The 17,529-nt window shown below is 35.5% G+C and carries 16 protein-coding genes; 13 read left to right on the top strand and 3 right to left on the bottom strand.

Going from position 1 to position 17,529, the window contains the following annotated elements; translation table 11 throughout:
* Window positions 1-6 precede the first annotated feature (6 nt).
* Entirely contained in the window at window positions 7-447 is a 441-nt protein-coding gene (locus BN986_RS05310) for a PTS mannitol transporter subunit IIA (RefSeq protein ID WP_040978609.1), read from the bottom strand.
* A gap of 333 nt (window positions 448-780) precedes the next feature.
* Here BN986_RS05310 and BN986_RS05315 point away from each other — a divergent pair, with 333 nt between their 5' ends.
* The 8 genes from BN986_RS05315 to BN986_RS05350 all read left to right on the top strand — a co-directional run bounded on the left by BN986_RS05315 (window position 781) and on the right by BN986_RS05350 (window position 9,571).
* The gene (locus BN986_RS05315) at window positions 781-1,500 is read left to right on the top strand and encodes a GntR family transcriptional regulator (RefSeq protein WP_040978610.1); all 720 of its coding nucleotides are present in this window, start codon (window positions 781-783) and stop codon (window positions 1,498-1,500) included.
* A 58-nt stretch (window positions 1,501-1,558) separates the two neighbouring features.
* Window positions 1,559-2,908: a M20/M25/M40 family metallo-hydrolase gene (locus tag BN986_RS05320; RefSeq protein WP_040978612.1), complete on the top strand. Its 1,350-nt coding sequence runs from the start codon at window positions 1,559-1,561 to the stop codon at window positions 2,906-2,908.
* Window positions 2,909-2,949: 41 nt separating this feature from the next.
* Window positions 2,950-4,494, top strand: a complete 1,545-nt coding sequence (locus BN986_RS05325; protein ID WP_040978613.1) for an ABC transporter substrate-binding protein — start codon at window positions 2,950-2,952, stop codon at window positions 4,492-4,494.
* 60 nt (window positions 4,495-4,554) lie between these two features.
* Window positions 4,555-5,472 (top strand): ABC transporter permease, encoded by a 918-nt coding sequence (locus BN986_RS05330; RefSeq protein ID WP_040978614.1) that lies wholly within the window; start codon window positions 4,555-4,557, stop codon window positions 5,470-5,472.
* A gap of 70 nt (window positions 5,473-5,542) precedes the next feature.
* Window positions 5,543-6,427, top strand: coding sequence for an ABC transporter permease (locus BN986_RS05335; RefSeq protein ID WP_081922152.1), 885 nt, complete (start codon window positions 5,543-5,545; stop codon window positions 6,425-6,427).
* 1 nt (window position 6,428) lies between these two features.
* Complete coding sequence (locus tag BN986_RS05340; protein ID WP_040978616.1) at window positions 6,429-7,415, top strand: ABC transporter ATP-binding protein; 987 nt, start codon at window positions 6,429-6,431, stop codon at window positions 7,413-7,415.
* A complete protein-coding gene (locus tag BN986_RS05345) occupies window positions 7,408-8,430 on the top strand; it encodes an ABC transporter ATP-binding protein (RefSeq protein WP_040978617.1) in 1,023 nt (340 codons plus the stop codon). Before BN986_RS05340 ends, BN986_RS05345 begins: the two co-directional genes overlap by 8 nt.
* 13 nt (window positions 8,431-8,443) lie before the next feature.
* On the top strand, window positions 8,444-9,571 hold the full coding sequence (locus BN986_RS05350) for an NAD(P)/FAD-dependent oxidoreductase (RefSeq protein ID WP_040978618.1): 1,128 nt from the start codon (window positions 8,444-8,446) through the stop codon (window positions 9,569-9,571).
* 118 nt (window positions 9,572-9,689) lie between these two features.
* Here the strand turns inward: BN986_RS05350 and BN986_RS05355 are convergent, their stop codons facing one another.
* Entirely contained in the window at window positions 9,690-10,400 is a 711-nt protein-coding gene (locus BN986_RS05355; protein ID WP_040978619.1) for a DUF6612 family protein, read from the bottom strand.
* Between the two features lie 133 nt (window positions 10,401-10,533).
* Window positions 10,534-11,412, bottom strand: coding sequence for a TetR/AcrR family transcriptional regulator (locus BN986_RS05360; RefSeq protein WP_040978620.1), 879 nt, complete (start codon window positions 11,410-11,412; stop codon window positions 10,534-10,536).
* Between the two features lie 463 nt (window positions 11,413-11,875).
* Here BN986_RS05360 and BN986_RS05365 point away from each other — a divergent pair, with 463 nt between their 5' ends.
* From BN986_RS05365 to gatY, 5 genes are all read left to right on the top strand, one after another.
* A complete protein-coding gene (locus tag BN986_RS05365) occupies window positions 11,876-13,390 on the top strand; it encodes a DHA2 family efflux MFS transporter permease subunit (protein WP_040978621.1) in 1,515 nt (504 codons plus the stop codon).
* A 298-nt stretch (window positions 13,391-13,688) separates the two neighbouring features.
* Window positions 13,689-14,543 carry a protein phosphatase 2C domain-containing protein gene (locus BN986_RS05370; RefSeq protein WP_040978622.1) on the top strand — a complete coding sequence of 285 codons (855 nt, stop codon included), beginning with the start codon at window positions 13,689-13,691 and terminating at the stop codon, window positions 14,541-14,543.
* 93 nt (window positions 14,544-14,636) lie between these two features.
* The gene (locus BN986_RS05375; protein ID WP_244444947.1) at window positions 14,637-15,353 is read left to right on the top strand and encodes a GntR family transcriptional regulator; all 717 of its coding nucleotides are present in this window, start codon (window positions 14,637-14,639) and stop codon (window positions 15,351-15,353) included.
* An 86-nt stretch (window positions 15,354-15,439) separates the two neighbouring features.
* Window positions 15,440-16,627: an SIS domain-containing protein gene (locus BN986_RS05380; protein ID WP_040978624.1), complete on the top strand. Its 1,188-nt coding sequence runs from the start codon at window positions 15,440-15,442 to the stop codon at window positions 16,625-16,627.
* Window positions 16,628-16,641: 14 nt separating this feature from the next.
* Window positions 16,642-17,499 (top strand): tagatose-bisphosphate aldolase subunit GatY, encoded by an 858-nt coding sequence (gene gatY, locus BN986_RS05385; RefSeq protein ID WP_198136781.1) that lies wholly within the window; start codon window positions 16,642-16,644, stop codon window positions 17,497-17,499.
* The last annotated feature ends 30 nt before the right edge of the window (window positions 17,500-17,529 follow it).

Here is a 17,529-nt window from a genome sequence, read left to right on the forward strand (position 1 = left end):
GCATCATCATTGATTACTAATTTGACTAAAAATTTGATATAATTCTTCGTCATTTGAAGTACATATGATTTTTTTAACTACCTCTTCTTCTGCCAAAGAAATAGCTAACTTCGATAAAATAGAAATATGTTCATTTTCTCTTCCCGCAATCCCTATAATAAGCTGTGCTTTTTCGCCGTTATAATCAATAGGTTCTTTAAAATGCAGAACAGTAATTCCAGAGTGTAAAATATCTTTTTTTGATTCATCTGTACCGTGAGGAATCCCAATACCATTACCTATATACGTGCTAGTCAGATTTTCACGTTGATGCATGCTTCCTATATAGGAAGGGGTTACATATCCTTCCTTAACAAGTAATTTTCCGGCTAAATTAATTGCTTCTTCCTTACTCATATAACCAAGGTTGTGTTTTATATTTCTGATTCCTAGTATTTCTTTTTCCATATTCATCCCTCCATTTTGATTGCGCTTTCATATTTAAGTTTTATATGAGTTGATTATAATTAAATAGATACTGTGGTAACAATGAATTTTAAATCTCATTTTGGCATCTGGCATAAATGACAAATTTAAATAACTTAAAATTTAAATAGCTAACATCGTGTTTTCGTTCGTAAAAGAAGAGTTATTGAAAACGAATCTTATATAAATAATTATCTGATTTTATAATTAAATTTAATATTTTTAGAAAATTATGTTGACTTAAATACTTATAAGATATATACTTTGATATTATAATTTTAAAAATATAATATTATAACTTTTAGGAGAAATAATATGAAAATTGATAAGGAATTAAAAACACCATTATACGATCAGGTTAAAAATATATTTGAAAAAAAAATTATAAATAAAGAATGGGAGGAAGGATATCAACTTCCTGCAGAGAAAGAGTTAGCGAAAACCTTTAATGTCAGTAATATCACTATTAAAAGAGCCATTCATGATCTAGTTGCAGAAGGGTATTTATATAGACAGAGTGGTAAAGGAACTTTTGTTAAATTAAAAGAGGAAACAGATTTAACCAGGCTTGTTACATTGCGAAATGAAGCTTGGGAGGATCAATACCATCCTCATCGGACAATTGAATTTAAAGAAGAAGCTGCAAGCGCTGAATTGAAATCAAAGTTAAATATAAACAAAGGCAATATCTATACTATACATCGCGTGAAACTAAAGAATGACATTCCGATAGCAATTGAATATTCATACATACCAGCGGATAAATTTCCTGAATTAAAAAAAGCAGATATGGATAGCGAATTATTATATAACTTATTTACTCGAACTTTTAAAAAAACGCTAAAGAAAGCAAAAATATATTTTTCTATTATTTTTGCGGATAAGTATCAAGCTGAATTGCTCCAAATTCCTGAAAAAGAACAATTATTTTTATTAGAAAGATATACAGTTGATGAACAAAGCAATATTATTGAGTATTCTAAATTTATTCTTAAGCAAGATCAAAGTAATTTTTACTTAGAGATTAATTTATAAAAATTTTAGAATTATAAAATATAATATTATAATATTATAACTTTTTGGAGGTGATATGATGAAAGATGTATTTCAGTATATTGAAGCGCATCAGTATCAATATATAGAATGGCTAAAGAAGGCTTGTAATCAGCCTAGTGTTTCTGCTACGGGAGAAGGAATGACAGAAATGAAGGATGTTGTTATCTATTTTTTAAAACAAATAGGTGCATCCATAGAGGTCATTGATACGGACGGTTATCCAATTATTTACGCAGAAATTCAAAGAGGAAAAAGTAAAACATTAACATTTTATAACCACTATGATGTACAACCTCCTGACCCTGTTGAGGCTTGGGAAACTAACCCATTCATAACAGTTGAAAGGGAAAATAGATTAGTTGCAAGAGGGATTGCTGATAATAAAGGGAATTTAATAGCTAGAATTTGTGCTGTACATGCTTATATGCAAGTTTTTGGGGAAGAATTACCAATTAATTTAAAATTCATCATTGAAGGGGAAGAAGAAGTAGGTAGTCCACATTTACCTCAATTCGCTGAATTACATCCAGAAAAATTAAGAACAGATGCAATGATTTGGGAAGGTGGAACACGAAATGTACATGATAAACGCCCACATATTAGTTTTGGAGTAAAAGGGATTTGCTATGTGGAAATGTTAGTCCGCGGCGCTGCTAGTGACCTTCATTCTTCAGAAGGAGTTATTATAGAAAACCCTGCTTGGAGATTAATCTGGGCATTAAATACAATAAAAGATAAAGATGAAAATATTTTAATTAAGGGCTTCTATGATGACATTATTCCTTTAACAGAAAAAGAAGAGAATTTCTTAAAGACAATGGATTATGATGAAGAATATATAAAACAGACATATAAGATAAACCAATTTCTAAATGAAAAAACAGGAATTTCATTAAGAAAAAAATTAATTTTTAAACCAGCTTGTACAATTTGTGGTATTGAATCAGGATTTACAGATGAAGGTGTGAAGACAGTTCTTCCATCAAAGGCAAGAGTGAAATTAGACTTTAGGTTAGTAAGAGGGCAAAGTCCTGAGAAAATAATAGATTTATTACGAGCGCATTTAGATACACATGGATTTGGAGATATTGAAGTGAACCAGTTAGCTGGGCTTCAACCATTCAAAACAGATCCGGAGAATCCACTTATCGATACGGTTATACAAAGTGTAAAACAGGTATATAAGGAAGAACCTATCATATTACCTAACTTAGCAGGTTCTAGCCCTATGGATAAATTACTGAAAAATACAAAAATACCAACTGTACAAATAGGTGTTGCGAACACGGAATCTAATTTCCATGCACCTAATGAGAATATCTTTATCGATGACTTTATGGACGGGATTAAGGTTATAGCTAATACCATAGCTAACTTTAATAAATAATAACCAGTAAATTTTGAAAAATCAAACAAGGGGGTAGCCATATGAAAAAGGTGATTCAGAGTTTCAGTCTTTTGTTAGTAATCTTCTTATTTATTGCTGGGTGCGGAAATAATGGTCAAGATGATTCAGCGGAAGGAGCAGAAGGGGATTCAGATACATTAGTATTAGCACAAGCATCAGATATTCCGTCAATAGATCCGCAGAATTCGCTAAGTACTACAGGAGACAGAGTACATCGAAACTTATTTAGTAGATTATTTATATGGGATAATGATTTAGATTTACAAGAAGATTTAGTAGATACCTATGAGCAAGTAGATGAGGAGACATGGCATTTTCATTTGAAAGAGGGGGTTACTTTTCATAATGGTGATTCTTTAACAGCTGAGGATGTAAAGTTTAGTTTAGAAAGAGTTATGACAGATGAAACGCTAAAAGAATATCCATATTTTGGCCAATTAGATGAAGTAAATGCATTAGATGATTTAACGGTAGAGGTTGTAACAGATGGTCCGATGCCTACGCTATTGAACTTGTTGGCGAAAAGTGGTTCAGATGTCTTGCCTAAGGATTACTTTGAAGAAGTTGGCGTAGAAGAATTTCAAAATAATCCAATTGGTTCAGGTCCTTATAAATTTGTGGAATGGGTAAAGGATGACAGAGTTGTTTTGGAAGCAAATGAAGATTACTTTGGTGAAGATCCAAAATGGAAAAATGTAGAAGTCAGAGCAATTACAGAAAGCTCTACCCGGATTGGTGAATTATTAACTGGTGGAGTTGATATTATTACAGATGTACCACCAAATGAATGGGATAGAGTAGATGCAGATCCTGAAGCAAGCTTAATAAATGGAGATACCACTCGAGTTAATTTATTAATGGTTCGCACGACAGATGAATATGTAACGTCAGATCCACTTGTTCGAGAAGCAATAGATTTAGCAATTGATAACCAAGCTATTATTGATTCTGTTTTACAAGGAAATGGTATCTCTGTACGGACAAGAGTTCCAGAAGGCGTTTTTGGATCAGCTACTGAGTTAGTAGACACGCAAGTTCATGATGTTGAGAAAGCAAAAGAATTACTTACAGAAGCAGGTTATCCAGACGGAGTTGATATTACATTTACAGCATCAAGAGGACGTTATCCACTAGACAGTGAAATCGCTCAATTAATTGGAAGTATGCTGGAAGAAGCAGGATTCAATGTAAACTTAGAATTATTGGAATCTAGTGCATTTCTTGATAAATATAATTCAAATTCAAATGATGAGTTAATTATGATTGGATTGGCTGACGGCCTACTCGATGCTTCTTATTCTTTAGTTCATTACACGGAAGAAAGAGCTGAAGGACAAACAGATTATCAAAATGATGAAGTGGAAGAACTCTTTAACTTGGCGGGCAGGAACCTTGATGAAGGAGAAAGGGAAGAACAGTACCAACGTATTCAAGAGATTATTGCTGAAGAAAGACCGCATATTTTTATTAATCAAAGTGTTGTTAGCTATGGAGTTAGTGATTATCTGAATTTTGAACCAAGATTGGACGAAGTAATATTATTCGATAATATCACTTTGAATTAAGGATAAAATTGGAGATCGATGATGGAAGTCGGTCTCCGATTTATTTAAGGGGGGAGTAAGATGAAGAAATATCTGCTGAATCGAATTTTACAAATTATTCCCGTGTTATTTATCATCTCTTTTGTTGTATTTGTACTTGTCTATGTTGCAGGAGATCCGGTTGCTTTAATGTTGCCAGAAGATGCTTCGGAGAGCGATCGACAAGCAATGCGGGATGCTCTTGGTCTTAATGATCCTTTTTACATACAATATTTCAGTTTTTTAGGGGATCTTATGCAAGGGAACTTTGGTACCTCCTTTAGGTACAATCAGCCAGCACTGCCTCTTGTGTTAGAAAGGTTGCCGGCAACAATGGAACTGGCTGCTGCATCAATGATTATAGCTATCATTATTTCAATTCCTATGGGGATTTATTCAGCTAGAAAACAAAATACTTTTGCTGATTTATTTATTACGGGGGGATCTGTTTTAGGAAAAGCAATGCCTAATTTTTGGCTTGGTATTCTTTTGATTTTATTATTCGCCGTTAATGTTCAACTTTTCCCTGTATCAGGAAGAGGAACATTTATACATTTAGTTCTTCCTGCATTGACATTAGGCACAGGTATAGCAGCTGAAATGACACGGCTTATTCGTTCAAATATGTTAGAAATATTTAGTCAAGATTATATTCGTACAGCCAAAAGTAAAGGTGTTTCCAATCAGGTACTTGTATATAAACATGCATTTAGAAATTCTTTAATCCCTGTTGTTACGATAATGGGATTGCAGCTTTCTCATTTAGTAAGCGGTGCATTAATTACGGAGAGTGTTTTTTCATGGCCGGGAATTGGCCTACTATTAGTTCAGGCAGTTAACGGGAGAGATATGGCAGTTGTCCAAGCAGCGGTGATTGTTATTGCTCTTATTGTTATTGTGATTAATCTACTCACGGATATATTATATCGTTTATTAGATCCTCGAATTAATTATTCATGAAAGAGGTGATACAGTGAATACAAATGAAGAAACACAGTCTTTACAAGTAGATGAGAATCAGCAGCCAGGAATGAAAGTTATGACTTCGTTTTCCAAACTATATAAATTATTAATTAGAAGTAAAACAGGTTTAGCAGGGTTCATTATCGTTTTAGCTGTTATTATCATAGCAATTATAGCAAATTGGATCATACCTCATAACCCAGCTCAGAATGATTTAAGTAATACATTACTACCACCATTTTGGATGGAAGGTGGGTCAACAAATTACTTACTAGGTACAGACAATTTAGGAAGGGATATATTAAGCCGTATTATTATAGGATCAAGGGTCTCTCTCCTGGTTGGGGTGTTTTCTGTTTTACTAGCAGGATTCATTGGATTGTTAGTTGGCGTATTGGCAGGATATTATGGGAAATGGATTGATACTATTTTAATGCGGTTCGTAGATTCTTTTCTTGCTATTCCTAGTATTTTATTCATTCTCGTTGTATTAACTGTATTTGAGCCTAGTATCATGACTCTAATTATAGTTATTGGATTAACCAACTGGGTGGCTTATGCAAGAGTAGTCCGAGGAGAAGTATTAAGTGTTAAGGAAAGAGACTATGTGAGAGCATCTAAGTCCATTGGAACAAATAATACAACGATTATTACTAAGCATATCATTCCAAATATTTTGTCCTCTTTTATTGTTATTTCTGCTTTAAGTGTAGCAACAACCATTATACTTGAAGCGTCATTAAGCTTTCTTGGTTTAGGTATTCAACCTCCAGATGTTTCTTGGGGAGCGATGCTTACAGATGGAAGAGATTATTTAGCTACAAATTGGTGGATTGCTACATTTCCTGGTATAGCAATAACGATAACAGTTTTAGGAATTATCTTCCTTGGGGATTGGCTACGAGATATATTAGATCCAAGAAATACTCTTTCTAAAAAAGGAGGCGTATAGAATGGAAGAAAGTTTGCTGGATATTAATAATTTACACACATACTTTTATACAGAAAATGGGGAAGTGCCTTCAGTTAACGGTGTATCCTTTTCTGTGAAAAAAGGAGAGATTGTTGGTGTCGTAGGTGAATCTGGTTGTGGTAAAAGTGTTACCTCTTTATCTATCCTACAGCTAATTAATCCACCAGGACAGATTAAAGGTGGAGAAATTTTATTTCATGGTAAAGACCTTACAAAAATGTCTGAGAAAGAGATTAGAAACATTCGTGGAAATCAAATTTCAATGATATTTCAAGAACCACTTACGTCATTAAATCCAGTATTTACAATAGGCTATCAAATATCTGAGACGATACGTCTGCATCAAAACCTAGGTAAAAAAGAAGCAAAACAAAAATCTATTCATTTATTAGATAAGGTAGGTATACCTAACGCAAATAAGCAATATCATTCTTTTCCTCATCAATTAAGTGGAGGTATGAGACAGCGGGTTATGATAGCGATGGCTTTGTCATGTAATCCTGAATTACTTATTGCGGATGAACCGACAACAGCTTTAGATGTTACCATTCAAAAGCAAATACTTCGCTTAATGCGTAATTTGAAAGATGAATTAAATACATCCATTATTTTGATAACACATGATTTGGGTGTTATTGCAGAAATGGTTGATAGGGTAGTAGTTATGTACGGTGGAGAAGTAGTTGAAGAAAATGATGTCAATAATATATTTAAAAATCCTAAACACCCATATACAAAGGGGTTATTAGATAGTACACCTAAAATTAATCAATTAGATGAAAAGCTCATCTCTATAAAGGGGAATGTGCCTACACCTGATCAACTTCCACATGGATGTAATTTTCAAGATAGATGCCCGTTTGTAATGGAGAAATGTAGAGAATCCCCTCCAGATTTATTTGAAATGAATAATCAGTCATCTGTAAGGTGCTGGTTGCATCAAGAGGAGGCAAAAGCTTATGATTAAGTTAGAACAATCCGTATCAGAAGAAAGAATAAGTAATCAGGAAATATTACGGGTAGAGAATCTAACAAAACATTATGTAGATTCTACTTCTTTCTTCGGGAGACCAAAAAGTGCAGTAAAAGCCTTAAATAGTGTTAGTTTTTATTTGAAGAAAGGAGAAACGTTAGGGATTGTAGGAGAATCTGGGTGTGGGAAATCTACTTTAGGAAATGTTATCATGCAATTAATAGATGCCACAGAGGGAAATGTCTTTTACCAGGGTAAAAATATTCAGAATATGCCTAAAGCAGAGCTTCAGAAAATCAAGAAGGATATACAAATGATTTTCCAAGATCCATTTTCTTCATTGAATCCACGTATGAAGATATTTGATATTATAGCTGAGCCATTTCTTACACATAAAATTGCAAAAGGCGCTGAACTGAAGAAACGGATATATAATTTATTAGAATTAGTTGGACTAAATAGATCACAAGCTGATCGGTATCCTCATGAATTTAGTGGGGGACAGAGACAAAGGATTGGTATTGCAAGAGCAATTGCTTTACATCCACAATTAGTTGTATGTGATGAACCTGTATCTGCATTAGATGTTTCGATACAGGCACAAATATTAAATTTATTAAAAGAATTAAAAAAAGAACTACAGTTAACATTTATTTTTATTGGTCATGGGATTCCTGCAGTAAAATATATTAGCGATCGAATAGCAGTAATGTACTTGGGAGAAATTGTAGAATTAGCCAGAACGGAAGATTTGTTTGAGAAGACTTTTCATCCGTATACGCAGGGTTTGATATCATCTGTGCCAGTACCAGATCCGTCTTTAAGAAATGAAAGTGATGAGGTATTTATTGAAAAGGATTTACCAGATCAGCGTAATATACCAGTAGGATGTAGTTTTTATGGCAGATGCCCTATTGCGCAGGATATCTGTAAAGAAATAAAACCAAAATTACAAGAACAAGAAACAAATCATTATGTAGCATGTCATTTTCCATTGCATACAGATTAAAGGAGGAGTTAGGATGAAAGTTATTATTGTTGGAACAGGAATCGTGGGAGCAAGTGCGGCTTATTATTTAGTGAATCAGGGAGCGGAAGTAGTTATGATAGATCGCCCTGAAGAGGGAAAAGCTACTTCAGCTGGGGCAGGGATAGTGTGTCCGTGGATTTCTCGTGTAGAAGATCCTCACTGGTATGCTATTGCTAAACGTGGGGCTAAGTTTTACCCAAATCTAATTAAACAACTAGAATCTGACGGGGAAGCAGATACAGGATACAAGATTGTTGGAGCATTAAGTGTAAGTAAAGATAGCGGGGAGTTGGATAGAATTGAAAAAGCTGTTCGAGATAAACAAAGTGATGCTCCAGAACTTGGAGACGTAGAGCGATTGAATCATGAAGAAGCAAAACAAAAGTTTCCTCCTCTGGCAGATGATTTAGGTGCTGTCTATGTATCGGGAGCAGCTAGAATTGATGGGAGATTGCTACGTGAATCTATGAAACGTGCTGCTGTGAAAAATGGTGCGCAATTGATAGAAGGGGAAGCATCTCTCCAGTTTAGCAATCAGGAAGTAACTGGTGTTCGTGTGGAGGGGAATGACATTGAAGCTGATAAGGTATTATTAGCAACTGGAGCATGGGCGCCGGAATTATTGAAGCCACTAGGTATAGAATTAGCAATTGAACCACAGAAAGGCCAAATTGCTCACATCTCTCTTCCAAATCAAGATACTACGGACTGGCCAGTGGTATTGCCAAGGACAAGTCATTATATGTTGGCATTTGATGACTCTAGAGTAGTAGCCGGGGCGACTAGAGAAACAGGTTCCGGGTTTGACTATCGTTTAACTGCTGGTGGTGTTCAACAAGTCTTAGAAGCGGCATTAGATGTAGCACCGGGTTTAGAAGAAGGTACTTTAAAAGAAGTAAGAATAGGATTTCGTCCGATGGGGCCGGATGTACTTCCGTTGATTGGCCAGCTAGATGCCTTTACTGGAATCCATATGGTAAATGGCCTTGGCCCTTCCGGCTTAACGATGGGCCCATATGCAGGCAAATTAGCAGCAAAACAAATTTTAAATGAAGATATGGAGATCGATATGTCTCCTTACCACCCTAATCGAGCAATTTCTAAATCAGTTACTCATTGATATATAAATAAAAGAACCTTTAAAAAAGAGGTTCTTTTATTTATACGATCGTTTTCCTAATATATTTTATAACACCTGACTGTTTTCTAAACACTATATTTTCTATGAAAAATAATGTTTAGGAAGCTTCTTCTATTGCTTCATCAGGTACTTCAATGTCATCAATATTGTTTATATCATCATAGTTTACTTGAATATTTATCTCTACATTGCCAGTTTCATTTTCGACAGAGAGATTGTATTCTAAGTTCTCAATATAATAATCAGACTTATCGACTTCAAAGACAAAATTCAAAGACATGTCTTCGTCAGCGATATCAGAACCACCTAGCAGTATATTGAACGGTTCTTCAAAAGCTTCGTAAATATCCCGCTCAAAGCCATCATAACTAAAGGTATAGGTCCCGCCTTCTGAATCAAATTCAGCATAATCAATTACATTTTCCATTACAGAGACAACATCTCTATAGGAAGGGGTAAATAGAGGCTCACCTTCTTCTGCTTCGCTCTTTACCCAAGGGTTGTCAGCTTCTTGTGTATACATTTCATTGTCGACACGATACGTTTCAACGGTTGTTTCTTCACCATCAGCTTCCATTGTTGAAATTTGATGTAGAGCAGCAGGTTCTTCGGTCAAATTAACTTCTATGTTATAACTTGTCGTTCTTGTAAGGTCAGATGTATCAATATTAAAATCAGCTGCATATTGATTAACATCCCGATGTGAACTTAGCACATTTTCAACAACCTCTTCTTCACTTGCATCTTGAGAACAAGCTATTAAAAAGAATAGTAGAGAAATAGCAAGCAAAGAGCCTATCTTTTTCACGTTTTCACCACCTTTCCCATCATTTTAGGGGAATAATATTACACTCTGTATTCTAGTGTATATCATTCGTAAAGGTTTTGTAAATCGGCTGCAACATATAGAAATATATGCATTTCTCTTTTCATTACTGCGCTTACTTTTTCTTTTCCATTAATTGCATAAAAAGTATTTTAATATACTTCCCTTTATCCTCTAGTTCTGTATGTTGTAAGGCGTGCTGATAGGAGTTAATGACACTTTCCATTAGCAATAAATCTGGGTCATCCGTTTTTAATTGTTCCTGTAAAAACCGGTGATAATATGTCAGTTTATTATTTTCTAATTCTTCTATAAGCCTATCTAGGTCAGTCAATGTTTGCTGTAAGCTGTTCTTAATGTCTTTTTCTGCTACATTCTTTTTCTGATGATAAGGTAGAAAATAGTCTTCCTGTAAAAATGGGGGATACACGTTTGTTTGTTCGATTTGCCTTAGTGCGAAATTAATCGTTTCTTCAATAGGGATCTCTGTTTTACCAATATCCATCAATATTTTAGAAGTTAAATGGATGGTACCGAAGCAGGTAACAGCATTATCATAGGCATATTTTTGTTTCTTATCACCAAACACATCGCAGATTCGTTCTGCCATCCATGTTATTTCTTCCAGATATTGCTGGTTTAAGAATTCTTTTAATTCCTGATGTGCTGTATCTGAACTTCCGAGAGAAGCAAATAAAGCCATGAGGTTATGTTTCTTATCAATATGAAAACGGGCAGCTATTTGCTTTATAAAAATATCTCTATCGGAAGGAGATTTTCCAAGAGCTAATTGTTGCCGGTCATCAATGACTTCATCTTTAATAAATGACAAAATAGCCATTAAGCATTCTATTTTCGAGGAAAAATAATTATAAAAAGTTCCTTTTGATATATTCGCAGTATCTAAAATATCTTGAATCGGAGTTGCAGAAAAACCTTTTTTTATAAAAAGTGTTTGTGCGGCTTCGATAATTTGTTTCTTTTTCTTATTCATTTAACCGTCCCTTTGTATTTATTTTTTGAAAAATAGAACTTGAGTATAATATTTATGGTAGTCTATATCTATTGATATATCAATCTTTTAAAATCATTTTCATTTTTTTGTTGCATTTATTAGACTCCAGGTATAAAATAGTTAAGTCTTAATTGAGAAAGTTGCTATGAAATATTTTTGGTGTCCGATAAACATTTCATTGCGATAAAGTGAAACTTCCTTCAGTGGGGGCTTTTTCATCCCACACTGAAGGTTAGTTGAACGAATCGGGCCGTTACTGGCTGTTGGATCTCCCACTTAGAATTTTCGATTCTTCTTCATTCTTGAAGTGGGAGTCTTATAGCCAGGTACACTGCGATAAAATTTAAACATACAAAGTAGAAGAAAAACAATCGTTATCTAATATGGTGGTTAACGGGTATATGTGATTTTTCTAACGGATGAAAGTGAGGGTATATCAATCATGACAGATATCAAAGAGATGCATAAACAGCCGCCTTATGGCATGATTGCTATTTTATTTATTGGGGCGTTTGTGGCAATTTTAAATGAAACATTATTAAACGTGGCACTGCCTTCCATTATGAACGAATTTGAAGTTGGCCCGACGTCTGTTCAATGGCTGACAAACGGATATATGCTTGTTAACGGGATTCTTATTCCGGCAAGTGCGTTTTTAATTCAACGTTTCACAAATAGAAAACTATTTTTAACAGCAATGACGTTATTTACATTAGGTACGTTATTGGCTGCCGTTTCACCGACTTTTTCGATTCTTTTAACTGCAAGGTTAATTCAGGCTTCAGGTTCGGCAGTGATGATGCCGCTTCTCATGAACGTAATGCTGACTGCTTTTCCAATTGAAAAGCGTGGGACGGCAATGGGGACATTCGGTCTTGTCATGATTGTGGCACCGGCGATTGGACCTACATTATCAGGATGGATAGTGGAACACTTTGATTGGAGAACATTATTCTATATTGTCCTTCCGATCTCCATTATTTCGTTATTAATTGGTGTATTCAAATTGAAGAATATTACGCCGCAGCGTGGTATCAAGTTGGATGTCATTTCGATTATTTTATCCAGCTTTGGTTTTGGCGGTTTATTATATGGTTTCAGTTCAGCAGGAGATGAAGAGATGGGGTGGGGCCACCCGGCTGTCTATATTACAATAATTGTCGGAGTAATTAGTGTTATCGCACTGATCCTTCGTCAATTACGTATGAAAGATCCAATGCTGGAGTTCCGTATTTTCCGTTATCCGATGTTTGCCTTATCTTCGGCCATTTCTGTTGTGTTGGCCATGGCATTGTTCTCAGGGATGATTTTAATTCCTTTATATGTGCAAACGGTTCGTGGTTTTACCCCTTTCGAAGCAGGATTATTAATGCTTCCCGGCGCGCTGGTGATGGGGATTATGTCCCCGATTACCGGGCGGCTATTTGATAAATTCGGTGCCCGTACATTAACGCTGGTCGGGCTTACGATTACAGGTGTGACGACCTATTTATTTACACAGTTAGATATGGAAATTACACTCACATCGCTTATGGTTATCTTTGCGGCCCGTTCATTTGGTATGTCGATGGTAATGATGCCTGTGATGACAAATGGATTGAATCAATTACCAATGCACCAAAATCCGCATGGTACTGCAATGAATAACACATTGCAGCAGGTATCTGGAGCGATTGGTTCAGCCCTGTTGATTACAGTGATGAACAGCAGAACGGGGAAAGAAGCTGAGTCACTGGCTGAGGAAGCAATGAAAAATATTGACCCATCACAGATGCCGACTGGTGCAGCGGCAGAACAGATGGAGGCAGAAATAATGAATGAGGCAATGCTTCATGGAATTAACTTTTCCTTCTTTATCTCTCTGTTAATTATCGCTTTAGCTTTTATTCTGGCGCTGTTTATTAAGAGGGTAGGTACAGATGGTAAAATAATGATGAAAGCAGCAAAAAATAAATAAGTAGAAAAACCATCACCTAATGATCAGGTGATGGTTTTTTATATGATAGGAAAGTACAGCGGACACGATGCCCTAGTACCCACCTTGATCACACGGTGTGACCTTGATCGATAAAAAAATAAGGAAATACGATTTAATTCCCTGCGGTCTTGGGAAACATTGAAGTCAACAAACTTTTGTGCATGAAATGCCTGCGTTTTCTAAAGCGAAGGCAGTTGGAACATGTTAAACTAATAAAAGACGATGTTTACATAAAGCCTAGTTAAAAATGATATAAAAAACAGAAAGCAGGAATATCATGATTCATTTTTCAAAGGTATATAAGCAAGGAAGTAATCCAACAAATGAAGATGCTTATGTAGAAAATCAAAAAAGAAAGTTGTTTGCAGTAATTGATGGAGCAACAGGTTTAGGAGGGTTACCAGGAAAAATAGCAGCAGAAACGATACAACAGCGATTTTGTATGGGAAAGACAGAAGAATCATTAGTGGATATTATTCGTAAGGGAAATATTGATTTAGCTGAGAGAACAGAACAGGAACTCGGCCGGAAGATGGAAGAAATTACGAAAGAAAAACGCAGTACCTGTGGAGTTGCAGCGGTACAATTACAAGAAACATATATGGAGTATGCTCAGTCTGGGGATTGTATGATTTTTGTTCGATATCTAGATGGTGGAATTCAAGCGCTTTCTTATGATCACGTGATGCGATTGGATGAGAAGGCTCTTTCGGACTTATATGCGTCGATTACCAATCGATGTTATCCAACAGTTAGTAAAGAAACTTTTCAACAGATTTATCAAGAAGAAAAAGAAAAGATTGTGCCCACACTAGTAGAAAATCGAAAAAAATTAAATACAGTTGAGGGATATAGTATTATGGATGGTACAGCGGAAGCGATGGAATTTTTAAATTATGGAAGAATTCCGCTTCAGGAGGTGGAAAAAATTTTATTGCTTACCGATGGGATGCAGCTTCATAAAGTAGAAGAGGATGTCTGGAAAGAGACGGCAAATTATGCAATGGAGTATGGCATAGAGTGTTTATTACATGAAGTTGTTCAACAAGAAGAAAGCGACATTTATTTACAAAAATATCCTCGATTTAAGCATGCTGACGATAAAACGGGAATATTGTTGAAATTTGGATGATAAAACAAATTATATTCCCTTTACTTTTTTGAAAAAAAGCATTATAGTATAGACAACTGGTAATAACCAGTTGTTTGAGAGGTGGTACTATTTTTGGATAAATCAAATAAAATACCTTTATATTTACAATTGATGGAAGAAATAAAGGCAAAGATCGAAACTCAAACGTACCGTGAACACGAAAAGCTTCCCTCAGAACGAGAGTTATGTGATCGATATGAGCTAAGCAGAATTACTGTTAGGCAGGCACTGCAAGCACTAGAGCAAGAAGGGTTTATTTATAAGCTTCATGGAAAGGGAACCTTTGTCTCACAAAAAGCGTTTAAGCAAGATTTAAAAAGTCTTTATAGTTTTACGGATGAAATGAGAAAAAAGAATAAAAATCCGAAATCGAATGTCTTAGCATTTCAAGAAATATCTGCTGATGAAAAATTGATGTTGGAAATGGGGGTAGAGGAAGAGGAAAAGATATATGAAGTTGTTCGTCTGCGATTAGCAGATGAGGAACCACTTATCTATGAGACTTCTTATATTCCCGAAAAATGGTTTCCAGGATTAACAAAGCAACGTTTAATTGAAAAACCGATGTACGAAGTGTTTGAAACGGATTTTCATCGAAAAGTGACACGTGTTGTAGAAGATTTTTCAGCAACTACCACAGGAGAAAAAGAGGCTGGTTACTTAGGGCTCACAGAAAAACAGCCTGTTATGCGCATTAAGCGTTTTGCATATCACGATGAAAAACTAATTGAATATACCGTGAGTGTAGCTAGAGGAGATAAGTTTAATTATCAAGTAGAGTTAACGTAAATAAAGTGCGAATAAAATTATTTCGCACTTTTATAAATAATAATCTGGTTATGACAACATAACCAGATTAGGAGGAGGAGTTCTATATGTTTCATTTAACGGAAAAGGAATTAAAAGATGGGTACGGAGGTCATACGGCAAAAGAAATTTATCAGCAGCCCAAAGTGTGGTTAGATGCTTTTACAACCTTTGAAAAAAATCGAACACAGTATCAGAACTTTATTCAGTCTATTTTAAAAAAGCACGCACAGATTCGAGTATTACTTGCTGGAGCGGGAACTTCAGCTTTTGCAGGAGATGTATTAGCTTCTGTATTGCAACGCCAATATCAAGGAACAGTTTCTTTTGAAGGAGCGGCAACAACAGATATTGTTTCGAATCCAGATAATTTCTTGTTTAAAGAAGTACCTACGATTCTCGTATCTTTTGCACGATCTGGAAATAGTCCAGAGAGTGTAGCAGCTGTTGAATTAGGGGAACAGATTGTCGATGATTTTTATCAAGTAGTCATCACTTGTAATAAAGATGGAGAGCTTGCTAAGCGAATAGAAAATGATGCAAATAGTTTAAGTGTTTTAACACCTAATGAGGCGCATGACCAAGGATTTGCGATGACCAGCAGTTATACAAGTATGATGCTTTTATGTTATGAATTATTTTCACTTCAACCAACATCAAAAGATAGTTTCGAATTATTAGCTAAGTGCGCGGGGAATATTTTGGATACAGTTACTCCAACAGTGGAAGAAATTTTAGAAATACCAATGGAGCGAATTGTATATTTAGGATCCGGCTTACTGCAACATGTGGCACATGAAGCTTCTTTGAAGATGCTTGAGCTTACTGGCGGCGAGGTAGCAGCTGTTTATGAATCTTCACTTGGATTCCGTCATGGACCGAAATCTATCTTAAACGATCAATCAGTAGCAGTTGTTTTTCTTTCCGAAGAACCTTATACAAGAAAATATGATTTGGATATCGTGAAAGAACTCGCAGCAGAAGAATCCGAATTGAAATTAATTGTTATCGGAGAACGTTATGATAAAACAATTAAAGAGCTGGCAGATTGGTCACTATTTGTGAATGATACGGAATCAACCATCCAGAATGATTTTTATAACAGCTTGCTATATATCGTCTTTCCACAAATACTGGCATTAAAAAAATCTGTTCAGTTAGGAATTACGCCAGATAACCCAAGTCCGAGCGGTAGTGTCAACCGTGTTGTTCAAGGTGTTACGATCTATGATTATGTGAATGAGGAAGACAAATAAAAGGAGGAGTTCTTGTGGGAAACATTCAAAATACAAAAGAGATGCTCATCAAAGCCAGGAAAGAAGGTTATGCGGTTCCGGCATTTAATATTCACAATTTAGAAACTATCCAGACCGTTGTTCAGACGGCGGCGGAGGAGAAATCTCCAGTTATTTTGGCAGCGACTCCAGGGACAATGAAATACGCTGGGCGCGCATATATTCAAGCAATTGCAGAGGTAGCAGCTAAAGAGTATTCTATCCCGATTGCGCTTCACTTAGATCATCATGAAACGTTTGATTCGATTCAAGCATCTTTAGAGTTAGGTACGAAATCTGTAATGATTGATGGGTCACACCATTCGTTTGAAGAAAACATTTCTATCTCTAAAAAAGTAGCAGAGGCAGCACATGCTCATGGAGCAACGGTAGAAGCTGAACTTGGTAAGCTGGTCGGTCAAGAGGATGATTTAATCGTTGAAGCAAGTGAAGCAGCTTATACAGATCCCGCTACAGTTGTTGAATTTGTAGAGCGTACAGGAGTCGATTCCCTTGCTGTTGCTATTGGAACAGGACATGGATTATATGAAACAGAACCTGATTTAGATTTTGAGAGACTAGAAAAAATTAGCAATCTTATTGATATTCCAATCGTACTGCATGGAGCTTCTGGTATTTCAAAAGAAGATGTGCAGAAATGTATTTCTTTAGGGTGTGCAAAGGTTAATATTTCTACTGAATTAAAAATTCCTTTTTCCCATAGCTTAAGAGACCATTTGACGAATTACCCGAATGAAACGGACCCAAGAAAATATATGGAACCAGCTAAAGAAGCAATGAAAGCTGCTGTTCAAGAAAAAATTGCTATTTGCATGAGTGCTGGAAAAGCTTAAAATATGAGGTTGTGTAAGAAAGGAGAATAC

This window comes from Oceanobacillus jeddahensis, assembly GCF_000750635.1.
GTDB lineage: Bacteria > Bacillota > Bacilli > Bacillales > Amphibacillaceae > Oceanobacillus > Oceanobacillus jeddahense.